Here is a 26,065-nt window from a genome sequence, read left to right as displayed (position 1 = left end):
GCCCGCCGCACCACCCGGGGTGGGTGAGGCGGCGGGCGAGGCGGCCGTGCGGGTGTCGGTCACGCCATCTCTTGCAGCGTCTCGACCGGCACGGACCCGATGAGTAGGCGGCCGTCGTCGGTGATCAACACGCTCAACAAGGTGGTGCTGAGCACCCGGCCCTCCGGCACCTCGGTCGTCAGCTGCTCGTACAGGGCGGCTGTGTCCAGGCTGGGTGGGCCGTGGTTGCCCTCGGAGTCGGACATGAACTCCTCCATCAGCTCCTGGCCACTGTCCGACCCGGGCATCGGGTGGGATGCGGCAGCGTCGGCGAGGGCTTCCGGGTCTCCGGCGAGCAGGCCTTGAAGGTCCACGTCGTCGATGATGAGCACCGACTCCCAGCCCTCGCCGATGGTCTCGGGTGGGGTGTGCTCAGCGGACGCTTCGCCGGATGCTTCCTCAGAGGGCAGCGACACCGTCTCCTCGACGACCTCGGCACCGGCCGGGGCGCTGAAGGAGAGCACCGCATCGTCCGGGGTAGCGAAGGTGATGTCGGTGTACCCGACCTCGAGCGCGGGGGTCTCCGAGGTGTCGGAGCTGCTCCAGACCTGCACCTGCAACGGCGTGAAGGTTTCCCCGTCGACGGCGATCCGCACCTGCTCGACGAGCGTGCCGTCGGTCCCGGGCGTGATCTGCAACTGGTAGGCATCCCGGCCGGCGACCGTGGCCTGCTCCAGCACGGTGACGGAGGAGAACTCCTCGACATGCTCGAGTGCCTGCTGGGCTGCCTCTTCCGGGGTGGGCAGCTCCGGTGCTCCTGGCGGGGTCTGACCCTCCTGTGCGTCCTCGTAGCGGGCCTGGGCGGCGGCATCCAGGGTGTAGTGGGTGACGACGTCGTCGGTGCTGGAGTAGGTCCAGGCCTGCGGACCGTCGTGCACCACGGAGTACTCCGAGGCGGACCCGAGCAGGGAGACCCTGGAACGCTCGGCCCCGTCGGTCCACACGCGCAGCGTCGAGCTGCCGTCCAGCAGCCCGATCGGGTCGGCACCAGTGATCTCGGTGAGCCCGCCGGTCGGCAGGCCCAGGCGCGCGGTGTGCACGACAGTGCCGGAGTGGGCGGCAGGTTCGGCCTCGGCGATGCTGGTGAGTAGCTCGACCGGGGTGGCCTCCGGGAGTGCGGGCTCATCCGCCGCAGCAAGCAGCGGTGGGCCGGCGAGCGCGCCGGCCACGACCACTGCGGCCACTGCCGGGACGGCCCACCGGGCTCGGCGGGAGAGGGTGCGAGAAGTGCTCATGAATCCAGTGTGCGCGCCGGTGGCTGAGACCGCGCTGAGAATCCCCGTGGGCCCGGCCCGGGGCGGGCGGCGATACTGGTCGGGTGCGAGTGCTGCTGGTGGACGACGAGCGCGGGTTCGTGAGCGCCCTGCGCCGCGGCCTGGTCGCGGAGGGGTTCGCCGTAGATGTGGCCTACGACGGCGAGACCGGCCTGCAGGCGGCGCTGGAGGGCGAGCACGACGTGATCGTGCTGGACATCATGCTGCCGCGACGCAACGGCTACGACGTGGTGACGGCGCTGCGCGAGGCGCAGGTGTGGACGCCGGTGCTGATGCTCTCGGCCAAGGACGGCGAGTACGACGTGGCCGACGGGCTCGACGTGGGGGCCGACGACTACCTGACGAAGCCGTTCGCGTTCGTGGTGCTGCTGGCCCGGATCAGAGCACTGCTACGCAGGCCGGCACAGAGCCGCCCGCCGACCCTCGCCGTCGGGAATCTGCACCTGGACCCGGCGGCCCGGGCGGTGACGCACGCAGGCGTGCCGGTGGAGCTGACCACGCGGGAGCTGGCGCTGCTGGAGTACCTGATGCGGCACGCCGATCGGCCGGTGGGCAAGGTGGAGCTGCGCGATCACGTGTGGGACGGCGTCGGGGAGGACGTCAACGTGGTGGAACAGTACGTCGGCTACCTGCGACGCAAGCTCGGGCGGGAGGCCATCGCCACCGTGCGTGGCGCCGGGTATCGGGTTCAGGGCGGGTGAATCCCGACGGCGCAGGTCCGGCTGGTCAGGACGGCTCGCCACGGCGGTGGTCCGGACGGCCGTTGCGGCTGCGGCTGACCCTGCTGACCGCAGGGTTGTTGTGCGTGACCCTCGCGCTGGGGGCGCTCGCCCTGACGACGGTGCTCTCCCGCGGCCGGGTCGCGACGCTGGACGAGATCACCACGGCGCGGGCGAACACGATCGCCGGGCTGGCGACCGACGATCGGATCGCGGCGAGTCTTCCGGTGGCGCAGCCCGGGGAGATCGCCCAGTTGTTGGATGCCGACGGACAGGTGCTGGCGTCCTCGCCGAACGCGAGCAGGACGCTGCCGGTGATTGCTACAGCGGAGCTGGATCGGCTGCTGGGGATGAGCCGCGACGGGGAGGTGACGCTCACGACCGTGGGCACGGCATATGACGAGGAGGTGCGGCTCGCGGCGCTCGCGACCGAATACCGCGGGGAACCGGCAACCGTGGTGGTCACCATGCCACTGGCCGAGGTCCGGGACTTGCTGAGGGCCCTGGCGATCTCACTGGTGGCGATCGTGCCGGTGCTGACCCTGCTGCTCGCGTGGACCATCTGGCTGGTGCTCGGACGGGCATTGCGCCCGGTGGAGGAGTTGCGCCGCGGGGCGGAGCGGGTGGCGCGTACGGGTGGGCCAGGAACGCTGCCGGTGCCGCGCGCGGAGGACGAGCTGGGGGCACTGGCACAGACGTTGAACGAGATGCTGGATGCACTGGATGCGGCCGCCGCGCGGCAGCGCACCTTCGTCGCCGACGCCGCGCACGAGCTGCGCTCGCCATTGGCGTCGTTGCGCACCAGCCTCGACGTGGCGGCCGCACACCCGAACAGCTACTCCCAGGAGGAGCTGGTGTCCGATCTCGGGCATGAAGTGGGCCGGATGCAGGCGCTCGTGGAGGATCTACTCCTGCTCTCCCGGCTCGGGTCCGCTCCCCCGCGCCAGGACGAAGTGGACCTGCGGGAGCTGGTGAGCGGCGCCGTCCGTGACGCGCGCCCGGGGGCACAGATCGCCGTCGAGGGAGCCGGACGCGGCCAAGGTGACGCGGTAGCCCTCACCCGTGTGCTGCGCAACCTGCTCGACAACGCAGTGCGGCACGCCGACTCGGCTGTGCGCGTGCGGGTGAGTGACGGCGAAGTCTGCGTGGACGATGACGGGCGCGGGATTCCGGAGGCCGATCGGGAGCGCGTGTTCGAACGCTTCGTGCGGCTGGACGAGGCGCGCGAGCGGGATTCCGGAGGCGCCGGGCTGGGCCTCGCGATCGCCCGGGAGGTGGCACGCGCCCAGGGCGGGGACGTGGTGATCACCGGCTCCGAGCTGGGCGGGGCACGGGTGGTGATGCGGGTGCCGCAAGCAGAAGAGCGCTGAGCGGATCGACACGGCTCCGTCGGTCTGCGGCAACATGCAGTGCCGGGTTCACGTACGCGTGTCGGCACGGTCAGCGAGCAGCCGGCGCTTCCCGGGCGAAACCCGCACGGTCGCGCGTAGGTTGGACGCGGCAGGACGGCCCGACACTCAAGGAGAGCGAAGATGCGCGGCAAGGTGGCGTTGGTGACCGGCGCTGGTTCAGGGATCGGAGCGGCCTCGGCGCACCTGCTCGCCGAGCGTGGGGCCGCGGTGACGCTCGTCGGCAGGACCGAATCCGAGTTGGAGACGGTCGCAGAGTCGATTCGCAAGCGCGGCGGCGAAGCAATCGTCGCTGTCGCTGACGTCACTGACAGCGATGCCGTTTCGGCGGCCGTGGAGGCCACCCTGGACGCGCATGGCGGGCTGGACGTGGTGGTTGCCAACGCCGGCGTCAACGGTACGTGGGCGGGGATCGAGGAGCTAACGGTCGAGGAGTTCCGCTCGACGCTGGACATCAACCTCGTCGGCACCTTCATCACCATCAAGCACGCCGTACCGCATCTGCGCCGAGGTGGATCGGTGGTGGTGACCTCGTCCGTGAACGGCAGCCGCATCTTCTCCAACAGCGGGGCCTCGGCCTACTCCAGCTCCAAGGCCGGCCAGATCGCCCTGGCGAAGATGCTGGCGGTCGAGCTCGGTCCGCGAGGAATCCGCGTGAACGCCATCTGCCCGGGTGCCATCGACACCGCGATCGGGGACAACACGGACGTGCGGAACCAGAGCGCGAAGATCCCGGTCGAGTTCCCTGCCGGCCCGATTCCGCTGACCGGAAACACACCAGGCAGTTCCGAACAGGTCGCAGAGCTCGTGGCCTTCCTCGCCGGGGACGCCGCCTCGCACATCAGTGGAACCGAGGTGTGGATCGACGGCGCAGAGTCGCTGCTGCAGGGGTGAGGCCCAAGGCCGCCGGGCAAGACATACCCGGCTCACGCAATCATCAGGGGCAACCCGCCCTCGGGCGTGTTCACCGCAAACGCGGCCTGGCTCGTGCTCGCGGAGATGGCATTCAACCTCACCCGCGCTGCCGCCACTCCCCACTGGTTACTACCCGTCGTGCCGATCCATGGATCGAGGCTCGGACACTCGAACAACGCATGGTCCAGACTCAGGTCACTCTTGGTCCGTCCGTCCGGGCCAACACTCCCATATGACTTCACGAGGAACCGAGTCCGCTTGAGTCGTGGCCCTCACGGTGGCACCCCGCGGCGCGAATGCATGCCAGGCCGAGCAGAAGTGTGGCTAGGGCTGACCCCAGTGCCAGCGCGGTGTGGTCGGCTCCGGTCGAAGCAAGTTCTCCGCCAGAGGTGGAAGGCTGCTCGCTTCGGTTCGAGCGCTCATAGTTCCCTGAGTCAGCCTCCGAATCGATGTCGCCGACCGGAGTCTCAGATGCGCCCTCAGCATCGATGCCGATGTCTAGCACTGTCACCTCGGAGAGGTTGCCCGCCCTATCCGCAGCACGCAACTCCATCGAGTACCGACCGTCGCGGGACAACGTCACCGGCGACTCATACGTTTCCCACGCCCCGCCGTCGAGACGAGTCTCGATCACCGGATACGGATCAATAGCATCAACCGCCGATGCGGTCACGGTCACCGGGCCCGTGAACCAGCCGGACGCTGGTGCCTGCGGATCCACCTGCACCGAGAGCTCCGGCGCTTGTGTATCGGAATGGTCCGGATCGTCACCCAGGACGGCGACCTCCACCTCGACGGCCCCCGAACCGAACCCCTCCGCCATTCCGGAGACAACGATCGTGCCCTCCTCGGCGTAGTCCGCCGGCTCGACGGCGTTCCAATGCACGGGTGTCTCGACACTGTGCCCACCGTCGAAGGTCAGCGTGACGGTCGGCGGGAGCTCCGGCGCGGTGCCTGCTTCCGTCGTCACCTCACTGGCCACGTAATCGGAGGCCAGTGCCATGTGCACCTCCCACTCCTGAACTGCGAGTGCTGAGTACATGCCTCCGGGCCCGGGTGCGGCGTCCATGACGACCCGGACGCGCGACGTCGTCACCGGCTCGAACGTCACCGTGTGCATCTGCGTGGTCGAGGTCGGATAGCCGGACGGTTCTGGGACGTCGCTCCACGCAGTGCCGGTCCAGTACTGGAGCACCCATGCATCCGGGTCGGAGACGCCATTACCCGTGCCGGGCGGGACATCGCGCCAGAAGGTGATCCTCGTGCTGTCGATTCGCACCGGCTGGCCGAAGTCGTACTGGATCCACTGCTGCGCGGGTCGCTGCGGAGCCCAACTGCCCCAGACGTCCGGCGGGAGCGGGTTGGGGCGCACGATCTCGTCATTGAGCGCCTTGATCCAGTACTGGGTCGGGATCGGTTCATTCGAGGCGGACGCCTGCGCCCAGGGGGCCACATTGGTGCGGGGCGTGAGATCGGGGCCCTGTTCCGGAGTCGTCGTCACGGGCAGGATCCGCGCAGGTGAAACCGAATCGTCCCATTCGAGATCGTCGATCGCGACGGAACGGCGGAAGTGGTTGCCGCCCTCGGCGTCGGCCGTGTGATAGGCGAGGTACCACTCGCCGTCGAACTCGGTGATCGCCGGATGGCTCGTGGTGGAGGAGACCGGCGGCAGGATCGTGCCCTGATGCGTCCACGGCCCGAGCGGGTCCGGTGCCGTGCCATAGGCGATACACGCGTGGTAGTGCGCGGGCGTGCATGACGATGCTGGTCCGGCATTGTTGCCCGCGTACGCCATGTAGTAGGTGCCGGCACGTTCGAACAGCCACGCACCTTCGAAGAAGCCGGTCAGTGAGTGGACCGCGACAGGATCACCCACGAGCGTCTTCATATCCGCATCCAGCTCGATGCCGCGCAGCTGTGAGAAGGAACCCCAGTAGAGGTAGACCTGGTCACCGTCGACCAGCACAGTGGGGTCGATGTTGTGCAGGGTGTTGCCCATGATCTCCTGGGAGATGATCGGTCCGCCGGCGTGATCGGTCCACGGCCCGAGCGGCGAGTCGGCGACGGCGACGCCGATCCCGAACGGATCCGGCGAGGCGCTGCCAGTCTCGTGTACCGGGACGTACCAGTAGTAGCGTCCGTCGGTGCCTTCCACCACCTGTCCGGCATAGGCGCGCCCGGGCGTCGCCCAGTCGAACACCTCCTCGGGCCGCATTTGCTCCGGGTGATGGGTCCAGGAGTCCGAGGCGACGTCGGTGGTCGAGAAGGCCTGCCACTCGTTCATGATGAAGTCGTTGGTGGTGGCGCCCGCCTCGTCTCGACCGGCGAAGATGTACAGCGTGTCGTCGACCACCAGGGTGGCGGGATCGGCGGAGTAGGACGACCCGTCGTCGAGGATCGGGTTGTCATAGGCGGCCGCGGGCACGGCGACCAGCACTGCGGTGACCGCTGCGGCGGCGACTGAGGCCGCCGCGACGCGGAGATGGCGCGTCATCGTTGACTCCTCCTCGTGGGGCCGGGCGCGGCGCTGCGATCGCCGCGCCCGGCGGGGTGGTGAGCGACTCAGTCCGTGAGCGACTCAGCTCGTGAGCGAGTCTTCGCCGCGACGGCTGCCGGACGAGGCGCGGATCAGGGCCGCTCCGATGAGCAGAACCAGGAACGCGATGCCCGCAATACCCAGTACACCCGCCCCCGTGGAGGGAAGGTCTGCGTCGGATCCCGCACCATTGCCACCGTCAGATCCGGCGTCGGCTCCACCATCAGACCCAGACCCGCCTCCGCCAGAGCCATCACTGTCACCAGGTTCAGCGGCAGTGACGATCATGATCGGAGCGGAGACCTCCATCTCGCCGAGCACGGCCACGAGCTGGTGCTCGCCGCCGGCAGTGTCGGCGGGGACCGTCACCGTGACGGTCCCTGAACCATCGGACCCGAGCGTGAGCGTGCCGAGCTGCACGGGATCGGACCGCAGTTCGATCACGAACGTTGCACCCGGCACGCCACCGGTGAGCTCGACCGTCACCTCGTCTCCGGGGGCAGCCCGAGTACGGCCGATGTGGAGTTGCTCCTCCCCCGTGACCTGGTCGCCACCGCCCCCCGGATCGGCGGCGGGCATCGTCACCTCCGCGAGCGGTGAGACGTGGCCTGCTACGTCGACCGCACGGTACTCGAACGTCAGCTCCTCCTCGTCCACGGCGATCGGCCCCGAATAGGTCGTCCAGTCGGCCCCGCCAACCTCGCGGTACTCGATCCGGTCCACACCGGAGGTGGCATCGCCTGCCTCGAGCCGTACGGTGCGCTCGTCCTCGTCGATCGTGGCCGAGGCCGTCGGTGCGAGCGAATCGATGCCGATCTCCAGGAGGGTCACCTCGGAGACGTTGCCCGCCTCGTCCGTGGCCCGCAGTTCAAGCTGGTACTCACCATCCTCCGCCAGCGTCACCGGCGACTCATAGGGCTCCCACGCTCCGCCGTCGAGACGGGTCTCGATCATCGGATCGTCATCGCGTGCATCCAGAGCAGCTGCGGTGACCGTGACCGCGCCCGTGTGCCACCCGGTCGCGGGAACCGGCGGTGTCACCTCGGCTGACACTTCCGGCGCCTGCGTATCCGGTCCGGGTTCGCCACTGTCCTGCCAGACCTGCCATTCCTTGATACCGAGCGAACCGGCGCCCTCCTCGGTCCCGCGGGCCTGCATGACCAGGCGCAGCCGGTCGGTGGTGACCTCGGTGAAGGTCACCTCGTTGTACTGATCCACCTCGGTGCCGTAGTCCGAGGGATCCGGCACCGGGGTCCACTCCTGCGATGCCGAGTCCCAGTATTCGGCGACCCAGCTCTCCGGCACGTCGATCCCCAGGCCGTCACCGTCGAGGTTGGACACGAAGTAGGCCGAGAGGCGCTCGAATGTCACCGGCTCGTCCCAGTCGTATTGGACCCACTGCTCACCGATCTCGGGCCACGCGCCCCACGTGTTGGCGTTGTCATTGGGGTCCACATCGCCGGAGGTCTGCGGCTGCACGTTGTCATTGAGACCATCCACGCTGTTCCACCCCGCCGTCACCGACGCCGAGGGGGTCGCATCCAGGGCGAGGTTGAGACTGTAGGAGGTCGCCTCGTCGAGTTCGATCGACCCGATCTCGGAGCCGTGACCGGCAGCATCGCTCGCGCGGTACTCCACGGTCACCGCGGCCGGCCCCACGAGCAGGCTCCCGTCATACTCCGCCCACGCTCCGCCGTCGAGCCGGTACTCGACGAGCTCGACACCGGAGAGCGCATCGGTCGCGAGGATCGTCACGGTGCGCAGGTGTTCGTCCGCCACTGCGGACACGCTCGGCGGCGTGCTGTCGATCGCCACGTCGAGGACGGCGGCCTCGGACACATTCGCGGAGGCGTCAGTGGCGCGGGCACGTACCTCGTGCTCACCCTCCCCGGACACCGGCACCGGTGCCGAGTACGCCTCCCACGGGCCGCCGTCGAGGGAGACCTCGACCACGGGCTCGGGGTCGCGATCGTCACTCGCTTCCACGGTGACCTCGACGGCGCCGGTGTGCCAGCCGGATGCGGGCTCCTCGGCCGGCTCGATCGATACGACCGGGGCGGTGGTGTCGGGGCCGGACGAACCGCCGGTGACGGTCACGTTCGCGAGGGCGTCCTTGGGCCCGGCGATATCGGACTCGACAGTGCCGTCCACGGTGAACGTGCCATCGTCGGCGTAGTCCGCGGGATCGATCGGATCCCAGGTGACCGGGAGGTCCTGGCGGGAGCCGTCGTTGTAGAGCACACCCACAGTGCCCGGCAGATCCGGTTCCACACCGGCGAGCGTGTCAACGGTGACGGCGTCGACCTGGTTGATCTGACCGGGTGGCGTCGCGCGGACCCACACCGTGGCCTCCGCCACCTGCGGCGCCCCGGTGACGAGACCGTTGACCGTGAAGCTGGTCTCGGCGGCGACCTGATCCTCGGTGATGGCCGGCCACGTCACCTCCATCGCCTCGCGGCTTCCATCGGCGAAGATGGCGTCCGCCGTTGCCGGCATGTCCGGCAGTTCGCCCACTGCGGTGCGCACGTCGATGGGCTCGACGGACACCGGAGCGTCGGCGAACACCTTCCACTCGCTCACGCCGACGGCCGCATAGGGGTCCGATCCGGCGGCGTCGAGAATCAGCCGCATCCTGGTGGTGGTGACCGGGTCGAAGGAGGTGCTGTTCGGCTCGTTCCGGGCCACGCCGTACTCATCCGGGTCGGGCACGTCCACCCACGCATCGCCGGTCCAGTACTGCGCGCGCCACGATTGCGGCACGTTCACGCCGTTACTCGAGGACGGGTCCGCCTGATCCGACCAGAAGCTCACCTCAGTGGAGCCGACCCGGACGGGGCTGTCCCAGTCGTACTGAAGCCAGCGGGTGGCCGGGTGTGATCCCGACCAGGTACCCCACAGGCTGGTCTGAGCACCGCCGGAGTGGAGGATCACCCCGTCGTTGACGGCGTTGACGTCGTTCCAGCTCGCCGTGAACTCCGCCGACGGCGTTGCGGCAGGTGCGAGGTTGCCGCCACCGGAATTGGCCTCACCTTCGATGGTGACGTCGACCGAGGACGTCTCTTCGCCGTCGGTGGCACTGAGCCGGACCACATAGGTGCCCTCGGTGGAGTAGCGCAGCGTCGTACTCGCCGATGCCGGGTCCGCGAACGTGGCGAACGCTCCCTCGGGGGCGTCCACGATGGTCCACTCGGACTCGAGGTGCCCGGTGGGCAGGGCGTCGTCGCGCACGCTGCCCGTGAGCGCCGCCGCACCAGGGGTCGAGGTGCCCTCGTCCTGCCAGGCCTGGACCAGTGGTGCGGCGTTATCGGCGGGTGCCGTCTCGATGCCGGTCGAGAACACCTGGATCTCTTTGAGTCCCGTGTGCGCACCGTCGGCGTGGGTCATGGTGACACGGACTGCGTCACCGGTGACTTCTTCGAAGCCGATGTGGTTGTAGTTGCCTTGCGGGTGCGCGGGCTCGCGGGCCTGACCCGGTACGTTGTGCCACTGGCCACCGGAGCGGTACTCCACGGTGTACATCGCCGGAGCGGAGTAGCCCGGAACGGTCGCCGAGGAGGACGAGCGGTAGAAGTAGAGCCGGACGTCGTCGAACGTCTGGGTTCCATCGAGCTCGACCGTGAACGTGTCCTCAGTGTTCGGCGAACCGGCGCTACCCCAGAACGGTTCGTTGATCGTGGTTCCGTTCACGGCCGCCTCTGGTGTGCGGGCGTCATCGGTGTAGGTGGCCGAGACGGCGGCGCCGACGGCGAGGTTCTCGCTCCCGGTGCTGGCCGTCGCGACATCGGCGCCCGCATTCGCCATCATCGAGACGATGCGGTCGTCGTCGTCGAAGGTGACCTCCGTGGGCGACTGCACATCGATCGCCGTCGAGGAGGTGACGGTGACGCCGTCCGGCACCTGCACATCGCCGGTGGCCGGGTCGTAGACCACGTGGGCGAGGGAGTCCACCGAGAAGGCGAGCGCGCCGTCGAGGTAGACGGAGTAGCCGTCGGCCACCGCGGAACCGTAGTGGTCCACGTCATCCCAGACCACGGTGAGGTCGCGGTCGCGGTAGCGGATGTTGTCCGCGGTGAAGTAGTCCCAGTCGAGTTCGATCGGGTCGAGCTCGATCATCCCGTCCTCGCGCGGGCGCAGCCCCATCGCGTCCTCGATCATCGTGAAGTTGGTCGTGCCGAGGATGGTGTGGTGGATCCAGGAGCGGTAGCCGATGTTCTGCGGGTCGGCCGAACCGTCGGACCAGAACTCGTTCTGGTCCGGGAGGCGGTTGTCACCGTCATTCATGTAGTGCGCCCATGCGTTCCAGTACAGGAGTTTCTTGTACCACTCGGCATCGATGTACTCGTTGGGGTACTCGTGCAGCACGCGGGAGAGCATGCGGAAGGTCACCGTGGAGTTGATCACTGAGAAGTTGTTCGAGCCCGGGTGCCCCTGGGCCGCGGCCTCGGCCTTGTCCGCCTGGTTCGCGGTGTAGAAGGGGAAGATCGGATACTCGTCGGCGTCGCCGAACAGGCGCAGCGCCTCGACGTAATCGTCGTCGTAGTCGGCCTCTCCCTCGCGAGGCATCAGGCCGACAGTGAACGGGTAGTAGTTGTTGATCTCCTTCCACGGCACCAGAGCATCGGTCTCCACGTGGCGGTGCTTGAGGAGGTTCTCCTCCTCGTCCCAGAGGTGGTCGAGCACTGCCTGCTTCACCGTGTCTGCCAGGGCCTCCATCTCCTCGGCCTTGTCGGGCTGTCCGGCCACTCGGTAGGCCTGCGCGGAGGCGAGGGCGTTCGAGTACAGGTAGGCACTCTCGGTGCGGTCCAGGTTGCCGGCACGCCAGTCGAAGGACACGGCGTCCGCGTCGTTGCCCGTCATGGCGCCCCAGTCGTACTCGATGAGACCGTTGCCGTCCTCGTCGAAGTCCTCGAGCAGATCACGCACGTCGTACTCGGCGTACCGGGCGAGGTTGCCCGCAATCGCCGTCGGGCCCCCGTGCAACTGGTAGGCGCGCCAGGCAGCCTCGGAGATGTACTGGGTGTAGCTGTTCGACCAGTTGGCGGGATCACCCGGGTTGTCCACGTACTTGCCGCTTCGGGACACCTCACCGGCACCTACCCACGGCCCGTAGGAGTAGACCGGGTCGCGGAAGTACTTGAGGTCGTCGATGAACATACCGGTCGTCAGCACGATGGCGTTGTTGTAGCCGAGCACGCCTTCCATCGCCGTCGGGAACTGGTAGTCGTTACCGGGGATGTTCGCATCGAGGAAGTTGAAGCGCATCAGCCACCACCGGTAGAACAGCACCTTGTCGATGTTGTCCTCGGGGGTGTCGAGATAGGGGATGTTCTCGGCCCACCACTGGTTGTAGGCCCTCACGTGTTCGGTGTAGGCCTCCCACGGGGCGAGCGCGGAGTAGTGGTCGTATTCCGCCCGGGAGGCGTCGATCTCGTCGGCCACGAAACCGAGCTGCACCTTCGTCGTCACCGCCTCACCCGCCGGAACGGTGATCTCCCGGGTGAGCCGATCGCCGTCCACGGCGAAGCCGTCGCCGGAGAGGCGCGGGAAGAGGGTCGTGAGGTCGTTGTAGGCGTCCACGACGCCGGTGAGCTCGTCGTCGCCGGCCACTGTGGCGTACGGCGAGCTCGCCGCGAGCGTCACGTCGATGTCGCTGCCACCGGAGTTGCTCAGCTCGAGCACGGTGATGGCGACATTGCCGTCCGTGATGAACTTCGTCTGCTCGAGCTCGAGGCCGGCTGCGGTGTGGGTGGAGTGCCAGTAGCTCGGCGTCTGCTTGCGCTCGGACGTGGTCTCGGACACGGAGACGGGCTCACCACCCTGCTCGACGGCGATCGTGTAGGCGCTGCGGTCGTCGATGGACTCCCAATAGGCCACCTGGCCACCGAAGCCGAGCTGGGCGGGTGAGTGGGACTTCATGAACACGGCGCGACCGCGGGAGAAGAGCCACTGATTGTTGTCCCCGGCCTCGCCAGCGGTTCCGTACCGGGCGAGCATGCCGTCGATCCAGTAGTCCTGGGCCGGACTCGAGCCGGCGCCGGCCGCGAGATCGGCGTCGAAGACCTCCTGCAGATAGCCTCCCGGCGCGTAGTCCACACCCGTTTCCGGTACGGGGTTCTCGGATCCGCTGAACTCGGGATAGGGGATGTCGGAATTCGGCACCGCACTGGCCGGTGCGCTGCCGAGCATCAGGGTCGTTACTGCGAGGGCCAGGGTGATCGCGCTGGCCACTGCGGCGCGCAGACTCCCCGGGCGGGTTCCATCAGCCATGGTCGGCATACCTCTCGTCGTTGAGTCGATGAAGCGGCTGACGAGACCGTACCGATCCGATGAAACCAATGTCAAAGGGTTTCGGAAAGTTTCGGACTGAGTGGCCTCCACCCAGCTGTCTGGCGCGAGCCTTCTCGGGGAGGCGAGCGCCAGGTCCGGCCAGGACGCCTGGTCGGCCGGGGCGGGGAAATGCCGTGAGCGCGGTGCTACGCGCGCGAGCGCACCGACGAACCGCGGGTCACGAGCGTCACCGGTAGCCGGTGGACGCCGCTGCCCACGTCCTCACCACTGAGTGCGTCGAACAGCTTGCGCGCCGCCAGCCGGCCCAGATCCTGCAGATTCGCATCGACGCTGGTCAGGGTCGGACGCGAGCCGGTCGCGAGGACTTCCCAGTTGTCGTGACTGACGATCGCAACGTCGTCCGGAACCGACCTGCCGAGATCTCGCAGCGTGTCGATCACGCCGCGTGCGATCTGGTCGGACCCGCACACCACTCCGTCGACGTTCGGGTATTGCTCGAACAGAGCTGCAGCGGCATCGCGACCCCACTGCTCGGTCCAGGCCGCGAACATCGGCTGACCGCAGGGCTCGAGGCCGGCGGCCCGCATCGCGCCGATGAATCCGCGCGCCCGATCCCGTGCTGCCACGTACTGAGGATCGCCGGTGATGTGCGCGATCCGCATGCGGCCGAGGGAGAGCAGATGTTCGGTGGCGATCTTCCCACCCGACTCGTTGTCCGGCGTCAAGGAGAGATCGCGCGGATCGTCCGAAGGGGCATAGGCGTACACCACAGGGACCGGGAGATCCTGCCCCAGGGACGGCCGCGGATCTGTCTGGCGCCCCACCACGATGATCCCGTCGACGCGCCGCTCGAGCAGGGCATTGAGATGGTACCGCTCGCGGATCGAGTCACCGCGGGCGTCACACAGGAAGACGTTGTTGCGGCCGGCGCCGAACGCATCCTCGGCGCCCATGAGGATCGGGATGACGAACCGGCCCTCGAGGTCTCCCGTCAGCAGTCCCACGGTCCCGGTGCGGCGCGTCAGCAGACTACGAGCCACGGAGTTCGGTGTGAACCGGAGCGCCTCGGCTGCCTCCCGCACCCGCTGTCGCGTGTCCTCGGCGACTTCCTTGCGGCCGTTCAGCGCCTTGGAGGCCGTCGCGACCGAGACACCGGCATCACGGGCGACGTCGCGCAACGTGGCTCGCCGCTGGGGGCTCTTCTCCGCCATCGTCACCCCCGTCCTCTGCATCTCGCCGTATGGCCCACCGCGTCCGAAATCGTCGTCGAAAGGTATCAGGCTTGGGCGCTCTCCGGGCTGTCAGGCCCCCGGCTCATGGCAGGTCTCCGATGGCCGGAAGCCAGACCCGCATCGTGCTCGGCCCTCGGTTGCCCCACGAGTGATAGGGCACCAACCGGATCGGTGCCGCCTCGATCGTCGGCACATGCGGTTCGGGTCCGTACAAGAGCGGTGCATGACCGACGTCGAGCAACCCTCCGGAGGCCACCGCACCAGAACCGTTCATCGGCCTGATCGGGGCCGAGGAGTCCACAACAAGTCTGGACACATCCGCAGCGCCGACCTGATCGAGGGACTCGGCACACAGGACCAGTGGCCCACGCTCGACCGCTACACAGCCCCGCACCGCGTCCACACGCGGGTCCGGATGCGCCCACCGCGGCGTGAGCGGGAGATCGAGCTGCACCACAGTGCCCGGCCTCAGCACGCCGGAGTGGGTGAACGCCGGAGCCGGCGCGCTGCGAGGTCCGCGTCCGTCGCCGAGATCGACCGTCGCTCCATCAGCCCAGCCGGGAATCCGGATCGTCAGCTCCCACGCATCCGTGGGCGCATCCAGCACCTCGATCCGCACGCGGCCCTCGTGCGGGTAATCCGTGGTCACTCGCAGACGGACATCGCGGCCATCGCCGAGCGTGGCCGAGATATCGCCTGATGCGTACTGCACGAGCGTCACGCCGTCACTGGAGGTGGTGGCCACATAGGTGCCGAACTGTGCCAGGGTGCGGGCCACGTTCGTGGGGCAGCAGGACACCTCGAACCACGCCGCGCGCCCGATATCGAGGGCGCGAGGGGAGATGCGGTCCGCGCTGGCGGCGTGCCCGGCGGTGCGCTGGTGCAACGTATTCGTGTAGAAGAAGGCACGGCCGTCCTCTGCCACACTCGTGGCTAGCACGTTGTAGAGCGTGCGTTCGATCACGTCACCGTAGGTGAGATCGCCGGTGATCAGCAGCAGACGCCAGGCCACCATGATCGAGCCGATGCCGGCACACGTCTCACAGTAGGCGCGATCAGCCGGAAGTTCGTAGTCGGCGCCGAAGGCCTCATCCTGATGGTGTGAACCCATCCCGCCGGTGATGTACGTGCGGCGCGCGAGCGCCCGGCGGTACTGCGCAGTGACCGCCGCCAACAGCTGGTCATCGCCCGACTCGAGCGCCGCATCGATGCCACCCGCGGCGAGGTAGAGCGCGCGCACGGCGTGGCCGCGCAGCACCTCGGCCTCGCGGACTGGTACGTCGTCCTGGAAATACGCCCGGCCGAACTCGATGTCCGCCAGCGTGTGGTGCCCCCGTCGTTCCAGGAACACGCGAGCCTGGTCCAGGTAGCGCTGTTCTCCGGTGGCGCGATACAACTCCACCAGCGCGACCTCGATCTCGGGGTGGCCTCCCACGCGCTGGAGCCCGTCAGTGCCGAACGTCTCACATACGTGATCGGCCGCCCTCAACGCAATCCGCACCAGGTCGTCGTCCCGGCCGAAACCGGTTCGCAGCCGAGCCACCGCTGCCTGGATGAGGTGGCCGGCGTTGTACAGCTCGTGACCCCACTCGAAATCCGTGTAGCGGTCGGCCTGACCGGGATTGCCGAAGCAGGTGCTCAGATATCCGTCCTCGCCCTGCACGCGCTCGATCGTGGCGACAATCTCGTCGAACCGGTGCTGCAGTGACGCATCCGCGCTCCGTCCGATCTCCCATGCCATCGCCTCGAGCAGTTTGTAGACGTCGGAATCGGCGAACTGTCGACCGGTGCGGGTGGCAGCGATCGTGCCCTCAAGCACGGCATCGAAGTTCGCGATCCATCCGGCCTCACCTTCCCAGTGCAGGCAGTGCGGGATGGTGGCCGCCGCGTTGAGCACCTGGCGGCGTCCCCAGAATCCATCGTCGAGCCGCACCTGATCGATCCCGAGCGGGCGCAGCGCCGTGGGCGCCAACGGCACCACCGGTGCGCGAGAGGTGGACGTAGACGTGCGGTCAGTGATCGTCATGACGTGTATCAACCTTTGACTGCCCCGCTGATGAGGCCCTTGATGTAGTACTTCTGTAATGCGAGGAAGAGAATGACCGCCGGGATCGCGAGCACGACCACGCCAGCGGTGGTGAGGCCGTAGTCGATCACGCCCATCACCTGCTGTCGCATGTTGACCATGGCGAGTGGCAGAGGTGCGTTCTGCGGACCGAGGAGGTAGAGCGGGACCATGAAGTCGTTCCACGCGTTCAGGAAGACGAAAAGGCCTACCGTGACCATCGGGGCTTTGACGGACGGCACCATCACCCGCATGAACGTGGCGAACGTCCCGCAGCCATCCAGCTTGGCCGCTTCCTCAAGCTCGCTGGGAATGCTCTCGAAGGCGTTTCGCATCACGAAGGTGCCGAACGGCAATTGGAACAACGCGAGCACGAACCCGACGCCGACGAGCGTGTTGTCCAGGCCGAGTTCGCTCATCCATACCACCAGCGGGATCAGCAACGCCGCATAGGGCACCATCAGGATGGAGAGCACCAGAACGAACATCAGACCCTTGCCGGCGAAGGTGAAGCGGGCGATGGCGTATCCGGCCATCGTGGCGGCGATCAGGCACGCGGCAACGGCAACAAAGGTGAGGATCACCGAGTTGGAGAGGTACGTGGTGAGACCTTCGCCGTACACGGCGAGAGCGCCGTAGTTGCCGAGGCCGTAGCCGTCTGACTGAGAGGTCGCGGAGTTCGGCGCGATCGAGTTCACCACGGCCCAGGCCAGCGGGAGGATGAAGGTGATCGCAATCAGCGCCGTCAGGAGGTAGTAGACGACGCGCTTGGTGAGCAGGTTCGCCATCACTTCTCCTCGGACCGGCCCACGCCCAGGGCGCGCAGCTGGAGCACGTTGATGATCACCAGGGCGAGGAGCACAACCACGGACAGCGCAGCAGCCATACCGAGGTCCTTCTTGGTCTCGAAGGCGTACTTGTAGATCAGCAGCACCGTCGTCAACGTCTCGTTGTTCGGCCCACCCTTGGTCAGGATGAAGAACTGGTCGAAGGCGAGCAACGATCCGGTGACCGAGAGGATCATCGTCATCGCGATCGTGGGTTTGAGCATGGGCAGCGTGATACTGCGCAGTTTCCTGAGGCGGCCCGCCCCGTCGAGGTTCGCGGCCTCGTAGATGTCGCCCGGGATCGCTTGAACCCCGATCAGCGTGAGCAGCATGAAGTAGCCCGTGAATCGCCAGACCACCAGCACCACGGTGGCCCACAGCGCCCCGTCCGCGGTGCCCAGGATCGTCTGCTGGGCGTCCATCAATCCGAGTGAGTCCAGGATCGGGTTGAGGGGGCCCACCTGCGGGGAGTACAGCGCGTAGAACAGCAACGAGGAGGAGGCGATGCCCAGAGCGGAGGGAAGGAGGATCGCCGTCCGCAGGAACTTGTTCCACTGGCGAGCCTCTTGCACGAGCAGGGCGAGGAAGAACGCGAGGGGCATCAGGATCACGGTGGTCAGCACCGTGTACTTGAGGGTGAACTCCAGCGACTTCGCGAACATCGGGTCGCTGGCGATATCGACGAAGTTCTGGGGGAAGTTCATGGCGGTGAATCCGCCGAACAACGTCCAGTCCGTGGCCGACATGTACACCACGAGCCCGACCGGCACGATGAAGAAGACAACCACCAACGCCAACGCCGGTGCCAGAAAGGCCCAACCACGCAACGTGTCGGTGCGCGACCATCGCGAACGCCTGTGCGGAACGACCTGGCGTTCATCGGTATCGGCCATGACGGCCATGACGGACTCCTTGACGTCGACCCCGCGATCGGGCCGGCCCGTGTGGCACCGGCCGGCCCGATCGTCCGTGCGGAAGCGGGGTGGTTACTGGGCCAGAATCGTGTTGATCGCCTCGTTGTGAGAGCTGATCGTGGAGGCATCGCCCCACACCGCGTCCTGGATGAGCAGTTGCCACGGGCTGCCAGCAGCGTTGAACGCCTCATTGAAGTGCACGGCCACCGGTGTGCGCCCGTGCTCAACCGTGGCATTGGCGATCGCGGTGCGCGGATCCGCACCCTCGTAGCCCGACTCGAGCACCGCGAGGTTCGCGGCCGTATCGTTGTTGTCGGCGAAGACCTCCTGCTGTGCATCCTCGGACATCAGCCACTGCATGAAGTTCCACGCCTGGGGTGCGTTCTCCGAGTCGGAGGAGATGCCGATGGCGTCACCGCCCAGGAATGTCGACTCACCGCCGTCGACGCCCGGGATCGGACCGACTCCGATCTCGAAGTCCGCCGTCTCGAAGAGGCCGGTCACGGCGGTGTACGGGTAGGGCATCACGCCGACATTGCCCTCCTGGAAGGGAGCAGTCCAGGTCGCGCCAGTCTCCTGCTGCGATCCTGCACCCAGCCCGTTCTCGGTCTCCGCCAGCCCGCGATAGGCCTCGTAGACATCGAGCGCAGAACCGCTGTCGAGGTTGGCCGAGGTGCCATCCTCGCTGAGCGGCTCGTCTCCCGAAGCCCAGATCGACGGCAGCAGGGTGAACACGAGCGCGCCGCCGGACTGACCGGAGAGGTAGCTCCCGGCCACGCCGTCGGTACCCAGGCCTGCGACTGCTTCGGCGTGCTCGGTGAACTCGGCGATGGTGGTGGGCCCGGCCTCCGGGTCCAGTCCGGCCTGCTCGTACAAGTCCTTGTTCCACACCATCACGGAGATGTCCGTGACGAACGGCAGCGTGTGCTGCGCGCCGTCGATGGTGCCCGCATCGATGTGCCCGACCTGCAGATCGTCAAGGGTGTCGAGCCCTTGGATCTGTTCGCTCAGGTCCTGAAAGATGCCCTGGCTGGTCCAGTACGGGATGCGCACCACGTCGCCGGCCAGAAGGTCGGGCAGAGCATCGGTCTGCGCTGCGGCGCCGACGCGCCCTTCGACGTCGTCGTTCGGCAGGATCTCGAGCTCGACCTGATTCTCGTGCGAGGAGTTGTACGCCTCCACAGCATTGACCGCCTGGCGTTCGAGCGGAGCACGGGTCCACATCGTCAACGTGGTGCCATCGTCGATGCCCTCACCGGACACCTCTTCGGCAGGCTCACCGCCGGGGTCGGTTCCGTCACCACCATCGGAACAAGCGGTGAGAGCGAATACCCCGGCAGCCGCAAGCGCAGCCACACCGGTACGCAATCTCGTGGACCTAGTCATCGAAAGTCTCCTCCTTGAGCTGAAGTCGCGACTGCCAACCCGCCCACAGCCGCCATCGGACCGCGCCGAGCGTGCTGATCGACAAGAATCAACACGACACCGAAACGTCCCGAAATCGTTATCGGCCATAGAACCAACCCGACAGACCCGGTGTCAAGCCCGCGACGTGACCGAGAGCAGATGGACTCTCCGTCAACTGGGTGGACGTCTGTGAACGTCTGCCTGCATCGCCAGTAGCAGTAGCGATTACGGGGCCCGCAACGACGCGGGGTGGATTCGGTGCGTTCGCTACGACAACAACCGCTCCGGGCACATGCGTGCTCGGCATTGACTCGCCCGCACTGAGATCACCTGCCTCGTCCACAACGACCACGCCACCGTCATCAACGCCACCACCGGCGAGATCCTCAGCGAACTCACCCTCGACCCCACCCGCACCTACCAACCAAAAAACGGGTGAACCCCCACCCTGGTGGGGGTTCACCCGTTCACGATGTCGCGAGACATCACAATGGCGGTAGCGGTGGGAGCCGTCCCTCGCTAGCGCGAGCTCCTCCCAAATCCCCCATCTGATATGTGAGTAGAGCCCCGCCGAAAGACGTGGCGGGGCTCTACTCACATGGCGGTAGCGGTGGGATTTGAACCCACGGTGGCTATGAACCACACAGCATTTCGAGTGCTGCACCTTCGGCCGCTCGGACACGCTACCTCGGCGAGCCAGAGTACCCGGACACCACCGGTACACCCAAACCGAGACGGGTCGTAGGCTCGGGGAGTGACCACCGCCACCACTTCACAGGCCGAGGTCGACAGGCTCGTCGACCTCCTCCGTGGCCGGACCTTCACCGTGCTGACCGGCGCTGGAGTCTCCACCGACTCCGGTATCCCGGACTACCGCGGCCCGGATTCGCCTCCTCGGAACCCCATGACCTACCAGCAGTTCGTGGGAGACGAGGGTTTCCGCCGTCATTACTGGGCTCGTAACCATGTCGGCTGGCGGCACATGCGCCGCACCGAACCCAACGACGGACACCGCGCGCTGGCGCGGATGGAGCAGCGTGGTCTCGTCACCGGCGTGATCACGCAGAACGTGGACCTGCTGCACCAGGCCGCCGGCTCTGAACGCGTCATCGATCTGCACGGCCACTACAACGAGGTCATCTGTCTACAGTGCGGCACGGTAATCTCCCGCACGCAGATGCACGAGCGGCTCGAAGCACTGAACCCGGACTTCAGCCGTGAGGTCGGTGACGTGGAGATCGCCCCGGACGCGGACGCCGTCATCGACTCCACTGCTGGCTTCCGCGTCCCTGCCTGCACCGTCTGCGGCGGGATGCTCAAGCCGTACATCGTCTACTTCGGGGAGAACGTGCCCAAGGAACGGGTCGCGCGAGCATTCGCGATGGTCGATTCCGGCGAGGCGCTGCTGGTGGCGGGCTCGTCCCTGGCTGTGATGTCCGGTCTGCGTTTCGTTCGCCACGCCCATAAGAACGGTATGCCGGTGGCGATCGTCAACCGCGGCACCACTCGCGGCGACGAGTTGGCCACCCTCCACCTGCACACGGGCACCTCCGAGACCCTCCAGGCGCTCGACGCCGCCCTCTGACGCTTCCTCGAGTGTGGGCCGATGACTCAGCGACGCTGGTCGAAGAACTCCCGCAGCATCGTCACCGCCTCCTGACCGCGCACACCCCCGGTCACCCGCACCTGGTGGTTGAGCCGGGAGTCCCGGACGACGTCCCGTGTGGACCCGCACGCCCCCGCCTTCTCGTCCCACGCCCCCAGCACCAGCTGCGGCACCCGCGCCAGCACGATCGCGCCGGCGCACATCGTGCACGGCTCCAACGTCACCACCAGCGTGCAGCCGGTCAGGCGCCACCCGCCCAGATGCTGGCCCGCTTCTCGCAGGGCGAGGATCTCCGCATGAGCCGTGGGATCGCCGTCGGCCTCCCTGCGATTACGGCCCACCCCGATCACGTCCCCCGTCGGGGAGAGCACGACGGCGCCCACCGGCACATCTCCGGCCTCCCCCGCCGTACGGGCTTCGTCGAGCGCGAGGCCCATCGCGTCCATGATGAGCGTGCGCTCCGGGCTGCTCTCCGTCATGACACCAGTGTGCCCGCTCCGGCGGCGACACAACCTCCGGGCCCGGAGCCTAGGTCGGCGACAGGCGTCGGCACCGGGAACGTGTGTCCCCCAACCGATCCCACCGCGTAGATTGGCACCCATGCGCCTGCACGTCGCCGACCACCCGCTCATCGCCCACAAACTGACCGTCCTGCGGGACGTGCGGACTCCCTCTCCCATCTTCCGCCAGCTCACCGAGGAGCTCGTGACGCTGCTGGCCTACGAGGCCACCCGGGACATCCGCACCGAGTCGGTGGAGATCGACACCCCCGTCGCCCACGCGATGGGCACCGCGCTCGCCGAACCGCGCCCGATCGTGGTGCCGATCCTGCGCGCCGGACTCGGAATGCTCGAGGGGATGACGCGCCTGCTCCCGACCGCGGAAGTCGGGTTCCTGGGGCTGCAACGCAACGAGGAGACCCTGGAGGCGATCACCTACGCCAACCGGCTTCCGGACGACCTCACCGGCCGGCAGTGCTTCGTGATCGACCCGATGCTCGCGACCGGTGGCACGCTCGTGGCGAGCATCGAGTACCTGTTCGAGCGCGGCGCCCGTGACGTGATCTGCGTGACCCTGCTCGCCGCCCCCGAGGGCTTGCGCACTGTCCAGGACGCCATCGGGGACCGGGCGGACGTGACCATCGTGACAGCCGCCGTCGACGATCACCTCAACGAGAAGGGCTACATCATCCCCGGACTCGGTGACGCAGGCGACCGGCTCTACGGCGTCGTCGACTGACACCCACCACCACAATCACACGTCGAATTGGCTGCTCGCACCGCCGCCACAGCCGCCAGATCGACGTGTGATTTCAGAGGGTGCGAAGCGCCCGGGTGAGATCGGCCTGCAGGTCCGCGACGTCCTCCAGGCCCACCGAGAGGCGCACGGTGGAGTCGGTGATCCCGACGGCGTAGCGCTTCTCCCGTGCGATCTTCGAGTGGGTCGTGGTGGCCGGGTGGGTGATGAGCGATTTCGCATCACCGAGGTTGTTGGAGATGTCCACCAGCTGCAGGGAGTCCAGGAACGCGAAGGTGCGCTCCTTGATCTGTTCCGGGGAGCCGTCGACGTCCAGGTCGATCGTCACCACCGTGCCCCCACCGGTCATCTGGGCTCGCGCCAGCTCAGCCTGCGGGTGGGAGTCCAGGAACGGGTAGCGCACCCCTCGCACTCCCTGCTGCGACTCCAGCCAGGTCGCCAGCTCCAGTGCTGCGGCGGTCTGCGCCCGTACCCGCACCGCCAGCGTCTCCAGGCCCTTGAGCAGCACCCAGGCGTTGAACGGGCTCAGGCTCGGACCGGTGTTGCGGATCATCTGCTTGACCGGGCCCTCGATGTAATCCCGGCTGCCGAGGATCGCCCCGCCGAGAACCCGGCCCTGGCCGTCGATGTGCTTGGTAGCCGAGTACACCACCACATCCACACCCAGCTCATGCGGCTTCTGCAGGATCGGCGTGGCGAAGACGTTGTCGAGAATGACCGTCGCACCGGCCCGATGCGCCAACTCGCAGACAGCGCGCACATCGACGATGTCCTGCATCGGGTTCGAGGGCGTCTCGAAGAGCACCACGTCGGCCGGGGTGGCGAGCGCCTCCTCCCATTCGGAGATCCGGTGGGCGTTGACGTAGTCGACCTGCACGCCCCACTTGCCGAGGATGTCGTCCAGCACCACGAAGGTGGAGCCGAAGAGCGCGTTGCCGGCCACGATCCGGCTACCCGAGGCGACCAGAGCAGCCAAGGAGGTGAACACCGCAGACATACCGGTCGCCGTCGAGAAGCACGCCTCGGAACCCTCGAGCAACCGCAGCCGCTCCTCGAAGGCCGAAACCGTGGGATTTCCGTAGCGGGAGTAGATGAACCGGTCGGCCTCACCCTTGAAGGCGGCCTCGGCGTCGGCGGCACGGTCGTAGGTGTAGCCCTGGGTGAGGAACAGCGGCTCGGAGGTCTCGCGGAACTCGGTGCGCTGCTGCCCGCCGCGCACGGCGAGCGTGGCCGGGCCGAGGCCGTCGGGCAGGCTGGACTGGGGACGCGGATCGCTCACTGGTCGACGAACCTATTCAGCTCTGCGTCCACGGCAGGCCGTCCGCGCGCCACCCGACCTGACCGCGGTGGCCCTCGGTGTCCGTCGGCCCCTCGAACCCGTCGCTGACGTTGTACGCGGGCCCGTACCCGGCCGCCGTGGCCGCCTCCGCGGCGGCGATCGAACGCTGCCCGCTGCGGCAGATGAACACCAGCGGCTTGCCGTCGCCGGCCTCGTACCCGGCCTGACGCAGCTGGTCGAGGAAGGCAGGGTTGCGCGAGCCGTTCGGGAAGGTGTTCCACTCGATCAGCAGGGTCGGGCGGTCGATCTCGTCGGTCCGGGGAACCCCGACGAAGGACCACTCGGCCTGGGTGCGCACGTCCACCAGGGCGGCGTCGGCGTGCTCGGCCAGGAACGCCCACGCGTCCTTCGGGTTCAGGTCACCTGCATAACTCATAGGGGCCGCACCTCCACGGTCGGGCTTTCGGGGTCAGAGGGCCACAGCACCGCCTGGGCCGCGATCACACGGGAGCCGTCGAAGGTCACCGATGGCGACCCGTGCAGCAGGTAACCCTCGGCGAGTGCCGCACTGACCCGCTCGCAGAAGGCGGCGTCGTCGGGGCCGGTGAGCAATCGGTAGCGGTGACCGGGTGGGCCCGCGGTGGCCGGGTGGGACAGTTGCTCGGACATGCACTCCTCCATCGGTTCTGGCGGTAGCACCTTCGTGGGCGAGGTTGCTGCAGCGTCGTCGAGCCAGATCTCTCAGCTGCTCTGGATGGTCTCGTGCATCGTAGGACCGCAGAGCCTGGGCTGTCATGTCACTGGTGGTCCCTGCCCACGCCTCGGACATCGCGGCTAGGCTGGAGCCGGGTGCAACACGAGCGGTTCGCGGGACATGATCGTGGTGAACCCGGAAAGTGGGGGCAGATGCGCAACCCGAAGCGTCTCGGAATCGGACTGACGATCGTGACCATCGCCGGTCTGGCCGCCTGCGGCACGGCTGAGCCGTCCGCGCCCGGTGCGCCGCCGGTCGACGACAGCATCATCGCGTGCGCAGACGTCACCACGCTGCGCGCGCCTGATGAGACCTACCGGGACGAGCCGGTGTACGTGGGCAACGATCAGCCGGTGGAGGACGTGCAGACCTGGGCGCAGCAACAGCCCGGGTACGCGGGGATCTGGATCGACCGGGAGCACAACGGCTGGGTGGCCGTGGCATTCACGCAGGACGTCGCCGAGCTCCGCGCGGAGATCGAGACCGAGTTCCCCGGCGAGGGAATCGCCGTCGTCGAGGCGCTGCACACCCAGGACCAGCTGGCCGAGCTCGCCGCGCGGGTGCAGGAGGAGACCCCCGAGGGTGTGATCGCCGGGATCGGCACGGCCCCCGACCGTGGCGTGGTCACGGTGGATCTGACGGTGCTCTCCGAGGAGAACCTGCAGGCCATGGATCAGTTCGCCGGGGAGCCGATCTGCGTCTCGGGACCTGAGGAGCAGGACGTCGTCGAGCCCGGGGAGCAGCCCACCGCCGGCGAGCAGTGGCGTCTGCTCGGGGAGGACTTGACCGGCGAGACCTTCCGCACCGGGGTGGCCACGACGGCCGACCAGTACGCGGACCTGTGGGAACGCGCCGGGGTCGCGGGAGCGCCCCCGGAGGTCGATCTGGAGACCGAGATCGTGGTGTGGTTCGGTGCCCTGTACGGCTCCAGCTGCCCGGTCCGGCTCGATGATGTCGTGGTCACCGGCCGGGTGCTGCACGCTGACATCGTGATCCCGGGCTCACCCCAAGCATGCACCGAGGATGCGAACCCGCACGCCTACGTGGTGGCGGTCGAGCGCGAGGCGCTCCCGGAAGGCCCGTTCCACGTGCAGCTCGGCGCCGACGATCCGCCCGCCGGCGCCCCGGAGGAGCGCACCGTGGTGGCTGTGGACCTGTCCGAGCCGGGCAGCACGGCAACCGACCGTGAGATCGGCCTCGACCCCGATCTGGTGGACGCATCCACCGATCCGCAGCCGGTCACCAGCGGCGCGGTGATCGAGCCCGGAATCCCGTGGACCTACCGGCTCACGGTGGACGACGCCTGCGGCATCTGGCGGCTCGGACGTCTCAACGACGTCACCTGGATCACCGAGGAGACCACGCTCCCGACGGCGTGGGAACCGTTGGTCGAGGAGGGTGCGCTCGTGGTGGAGGTGCTACTCGCCGAAGGAACCGACGACGCCGGGCCGACGCTGACGGCAAGTGCCGAGGACGTCTCGGTGGAGTACCGGCCGGAACGCTCCACGGACCCAGCCACCTGCTGAGCCGCCGTCGGGACCTGC

Annotated in this window: 18 protein-coding genes, 1 tRNA gene and 1 riboswitch; of the genes, 6 read left to right on the top strand and 13 right to left on the bottom strand. The window is 67.8% G+C overall.

Annotation, left to right across the window (positions count from 1 at the left end; translation table 11 throughout):
• Positions 1–59 precede the first annotated feature (59 nt).
• Positions 60–1,274, bottom strand: a complete 1,215-nt coding sequence (locus IM660_RS02985) for a LolA family protein (RefSeq protein WP_193497948.1) — start codon at positions 1,272–1,274, stop codon at positions 60–62.
• Positions 1,275–1,357: 83 nt separating this feature from the next.
• Here IM660_RS02985 and IM660_RS02980 point away from each other — a divergent pair, with 83 nt between their 5' ends.
• The 3 genes from IM660_RS02980 to IM660_RS02970 all read left to right on the top strand — a co-directional run bounded on the left by IM660_RS02980 (position 1,358) and on the right by IM660_RS02970 (position 4,335).
• A complete protein-coding gene (locus IM660_RS02980) occupies positions 1,358–2,014 on the top strand; it encodes a response regulator transcription factor (protein ID WP_193497947.1) in 657 nt (218 codons plus the stop codon).
• Positions 2,011–3,402: a sensor histidine kinase gene (locus IM660_RS02975; RefSeq protein ID WP_193497946.1), complete on the top strand. Its 1,392-nt coding sequence runs from the start codon at positions 2,011–2,013 to the stop codon at positions 3,400–3,402. Before IM660_RS02980 ends, IM660_RS02975 begins: the two co-directional genes overlap by 4 nt.
• 162 nt (positions 3,403–3,564) lie before the next feature.
• On the top strand, positions 3,565–4,335 hold the full coding sequence (locus tag IM660_RS02970) for an SDR family oxidoreductase (RefSeq protein WP_193497945.1): 771 nt from the start codon (positions 3,565–3,567) through the stop codon (positions 4,333–4,335).
• Positions 4,336–4,594: 259 nt separating this feature from the next.
• Here IM660_RS02970 and IM660_RS02965 read toward each other — a convergent pair whose 3' ends face one another.
• The 8 genes from IM660_RS02965 to IM660_RS02930 form a co-directional block, all read right to left on the bottom strand.
• Entirely contained in the window at positions 4,595–6,850 is a 2,256-nt protein-coding gene (locus IM660_RS02965; RefSeq protein ID WP_193497944.1) for a family 43 glycosylhydrolase, read from the bottom strand.
• An 84-nt stretch (positions 6,851–6,934) separates the two neighbouring features.
• Positions 6,935–13,159 (bottom strand): OmpL47-type beta-barrel domain-containing protein, encoded by a 6,225-nt coding sequence (locus tag IM660_RS02960; RefSeq protein ID WP_193497943.1) that lies wholly within the window; start codon positions 13,157–13,159, stop codon positions 6,935–6,937.
• Between the two features lie 206 nt (positions 13,160–13,365).
• On the bottom strand, positions 13,366–14,391 hold the full coding sequence (locus IM660_RS02955) for a LacI family DNA-binding transcriptional regulator (RefSeq protein WP_193497942.1): 1,026 nt from the start codon (positions 14,389–14,391) through the stop codon (positions 13,366–13,368).
• Between the two features lie 103 nt (positions 14,392–14,494).
• A complete protein-coding gene (locus IM660_RS02950) occupies positions 14,495–16,438 on the bottom strand; it encodes a glycoside hydrolase family 127 protein (RefSeq protein WP_193497941.1) in 1,944 nt (647 codons plus the stop codon).
• 8 nt (positions 16,439–16,446) lie between these two features.
• Positions 16,447–17,265: a carbohydrate ABC transporter permease gene (locus tag IM660_RS02945; protein ID WP_193497940.1), complete on the bottom strand. Its 819-nt coding sequence runs from the start codon at positions 17,263–17,265 to the stop codon at positions 16,447–16,449.
• A complete protein-coding gene (locus tag IM660_RS02940; protein ID WP_246465103.1) occupies positions 17,265–18,206 on the bottom strand; it encodes a carbohydrate ABC transporter permease in 942 nt (313 codons plus the stop codon). Before IM660_RS02940 ends, IM660_RS02945 begins: the two co-directional genes overlap by 1 nt.
• Positions 18,207–18,290: 84 nt before the next feature.
• On the bottom strand, positions 18,291–19,604 hold the full coding sequence (locus tag IM660_RS02935) for an ABC transporter substrate-binding protein (protein ID WP_193497939.1): 1,314 nt from the start codon (positions 19,602–19,604) through the stop codon (positions 18,291–18,293).
• Positions 19,605–20,224: 620 nt separating this feature from the next.
• Positions 20,225–20,313, bottom strand: a tRNA-Ser gene (locus tag IM660_RS02930).
• 66 nt (positions 20,314–20,379) lie between these two features.
• Between IM660_RS02930 and IM660_RS02925 the strand changes: the two genes are divergently transcribed.
• Positions 20,380–21,210, top strand: coding sequence for an NAD-dependent protein deacetylase (locus tag IM660_RS02925; protein ID WP_193497938.1), 831 nt, complete (start codon positions 20,380–20,382; stop codon positions 21,208–21,210).
• 26 nt (positions 21,211–21,236) lie between these two features.
• On the opposite strand, the gene tadA is transcribed toward IM660_RS02925, so the two are convergent.
• Positions 21,237–21,710: a tRNA adenosine(34) deaminase TadA gene (tadA, locus tag IM660_RS02920; protein ID WP_246465101.1), complete on the bottom strand. Its 474-nt coding sequence runs from the start codon at positions 21,708–21,710 to the stop codon at positions 21,237–21,239.
• Between the two features lie 121 nt (positions 21,711–21,831).
• Here tadA and upp point away from each other — a divergent pair, with 121 nt between their 5' ends.
• A complete protein-coding gene (gene upp, locus IM660_RS02915; RefSeq protein WP_193497937.1) occupies positions 21,832–22,470 on the top strand; it encodes a uracil phosphoribosyltransferase in 639 nt (212 codons plus the stop codon).
• 73 nt (positions 22,471–22,543) lie between these two features.
• Here upp and IM660_RS02910 read toward each other — a convergent pair whose 3' ends face one another.
• From IM660_RS02910 to IM660_RS02900, 3 genes are read right to left on the bottom strand one after another with little or no spacing between them, the layout of a single operon-like run.
• Positions 22,544–23,767 (bottom strand): O-succinylhomoserine sulfhydrylase, encoded by a 1,224-nt coding sequence (locus IM660_RS02910; protein ID WP_193497936.1) that lies wholly within the window; start codon positions 23,765–23,767, stop codon positions 22,544–22,546.
• A gap of 16 nt (positions 23,768–23,783) precedes the next feature.
• Positions 23,784–24,203 carry a rhodanese-like domain-containing protein gene (locus IM660_RS02905; RefSeq protein ID WP_159620964.1) on the bottom strand — a complete coding sequence of 140 codons (420 nt, stop codon included), beginning with the start codon at positions 24,201–24,203 and terminating at the stop codon, positions 23,784–23,786.
• Complete coding sequence (locus IM660_RS02900; protein ID WP_193497935.1) at positions 24,200–24,436, bottom strand: DUF1737 domain-containing protein; 237 nt, start codon at positions 24,434–24,436, stop codon at positions 24,200–24,202. Before IM660_RS02900 ends, IM660_RS02905 begins: the two co-directional genes overlap by 4 nt.
• 5 nt (positions 24,437–24,441) lie before the next feature.
• Positions 24,442–24,528, bottom strand: a riboswitch (SAM riboswitch).
• A gap of 145 nt (positions 24,529–24,673) precedes the next feature.
• Here IM660_RS02900 and IM660_RS02895 point away from each other — a divergent pair.
• Positions 24,674–26,047: a hypothetical protein gene (locus tag IM660_RS02895; protein ID WP_193497934.1), complete on the top strand. Its 1,374-nt coding sequence runs from the start codon at positions 24,674–24,676 to the stop codon at positions 26,045–26,047.
• The last annotated feature ends 18 nt before the right edge of the window (positions 26,048–26,065 follow it).

It is taken from the genome of Ruania alkalisoli (genome assembly GCF_014960965.1).
In the GTDB taxonomy this organism is placed as follows: domain Bacteria; phylum Actinomycetota; class Actinomycetes; order Actinomycetales; family Beutenbergiaceae; genus Ruania; species Ruania alkalisoli.
Note: the sequence above shows the minus strand (reverse complement) of the source record. Positions and strands in the feature narration are given on the sequence as shown.

What these genes read in the sequence shown, in the direction of transcription:
- tadA (WP_246465101.1), bottom strand. Translation starts at nt 21,710, where the DNA reads ATGACGGAGAGCAGCCCGGAGCGCACGCTCATCATGGACGCGATGGGC.
- IM660_RS02985 (WP_193497948.1), bottom strand. Translation starts at nt 1,274, where the DNA reads ATGAGCACTTCTCGCACCCTCTCCCGCCGAGCCCGGTGGGCCGTCCCG.
- IM660_RS02940 (WP_246465103.1), bottom strand. Translation starts at nt 18,206, where the DNA reads ATGGCCGTCATGGCCGATACCGATGAACGCCAGGTCGTTCCGCACAGG.
- IM660_RS02895 (WP_193497934.1), top strand. Translation starts at nt 24,674, where the DNA reads ATGCGCAACCCGAAGCGTCTCGGAATCGGACTGACGATCGTGACCATC.
- IM660_RS02955 (WP_193497942.1), bottom strand. Translation starts at nt 14,391, where the DNA reads ATGGCGGAGAAGAGCCCCCAGCGGCGAGCCACGTTGCGCGACGTCGCC.
- IM660_RS02945 (WP_193497940.1), bottom strand. Translation starts at nt 17,265, where the DNA reads ATGGCGAACCTGCTCACCAAGCGCGTCGTCTACTACCTCCTGACGGCG.
- IM660_RS02965 (WP_193497944.1), bottom strand. Translation starts at nt 6,850, where the DNA reads ATGACGCGCCATCTCCGCGTCGCGGCGGCCTCAGTCGCCGCCGCAGCG.
- IM660_RS02960 (WP_193497943.1), bottom strand. Translation starts at nt 13,159, where the DNA reads ATGGCTGATGGAACCCGCCCGGGGAGTCTGCGCGCCGCAGTGGCCAGC.
- IM660_RS02950 (WP_193497941.1), bottom strand. Translation starts at nt 16,438, where the DNA reads ATGACGATCACTGACCGCACGTCTACGTCCACCTCTCGCGCACCGGTG.
- upp (WP_193497937.1), top strand. Translation starts at nt 21,832, where the DNA reads ATGCGCCTGCACGTCGCCGACCACCCGCTCATCGCCCACAAACTGACC.
- IM660_RS02905 (WP_159620964.1), bottom strand. Translation starts at nt 24,203, where the DNA reads ATGAGTTATGCAGGTGACCTGAACCCGAAGGACGCGTGGGCGTTCCTG.
- IM660_RS02970 (WP_193497945.1), top strand. Translation starts at nt 3,565, where the DNA reads ATGCGCGGCAAGGTGGCGTTGGTGACCGGCGCTGGTTCAGGGATCGGA.
- IM660_RS02935 (WP_193497939.1), bottom strand. Translation starts at nt 19,604, where the DNA reads ATGACTAGGTCCACGAGATTGCGTACCGGTGTGGCTGCGCTTGCGGCT.
- IM660_RS02900 (WP_193497935.1), bottom strand. Translation starts at nt 24,436, where the DNA reads ATGTCCGAGCAACTGTCCCACCCGGCCACCGCGGGCCCACCCGGTCAC.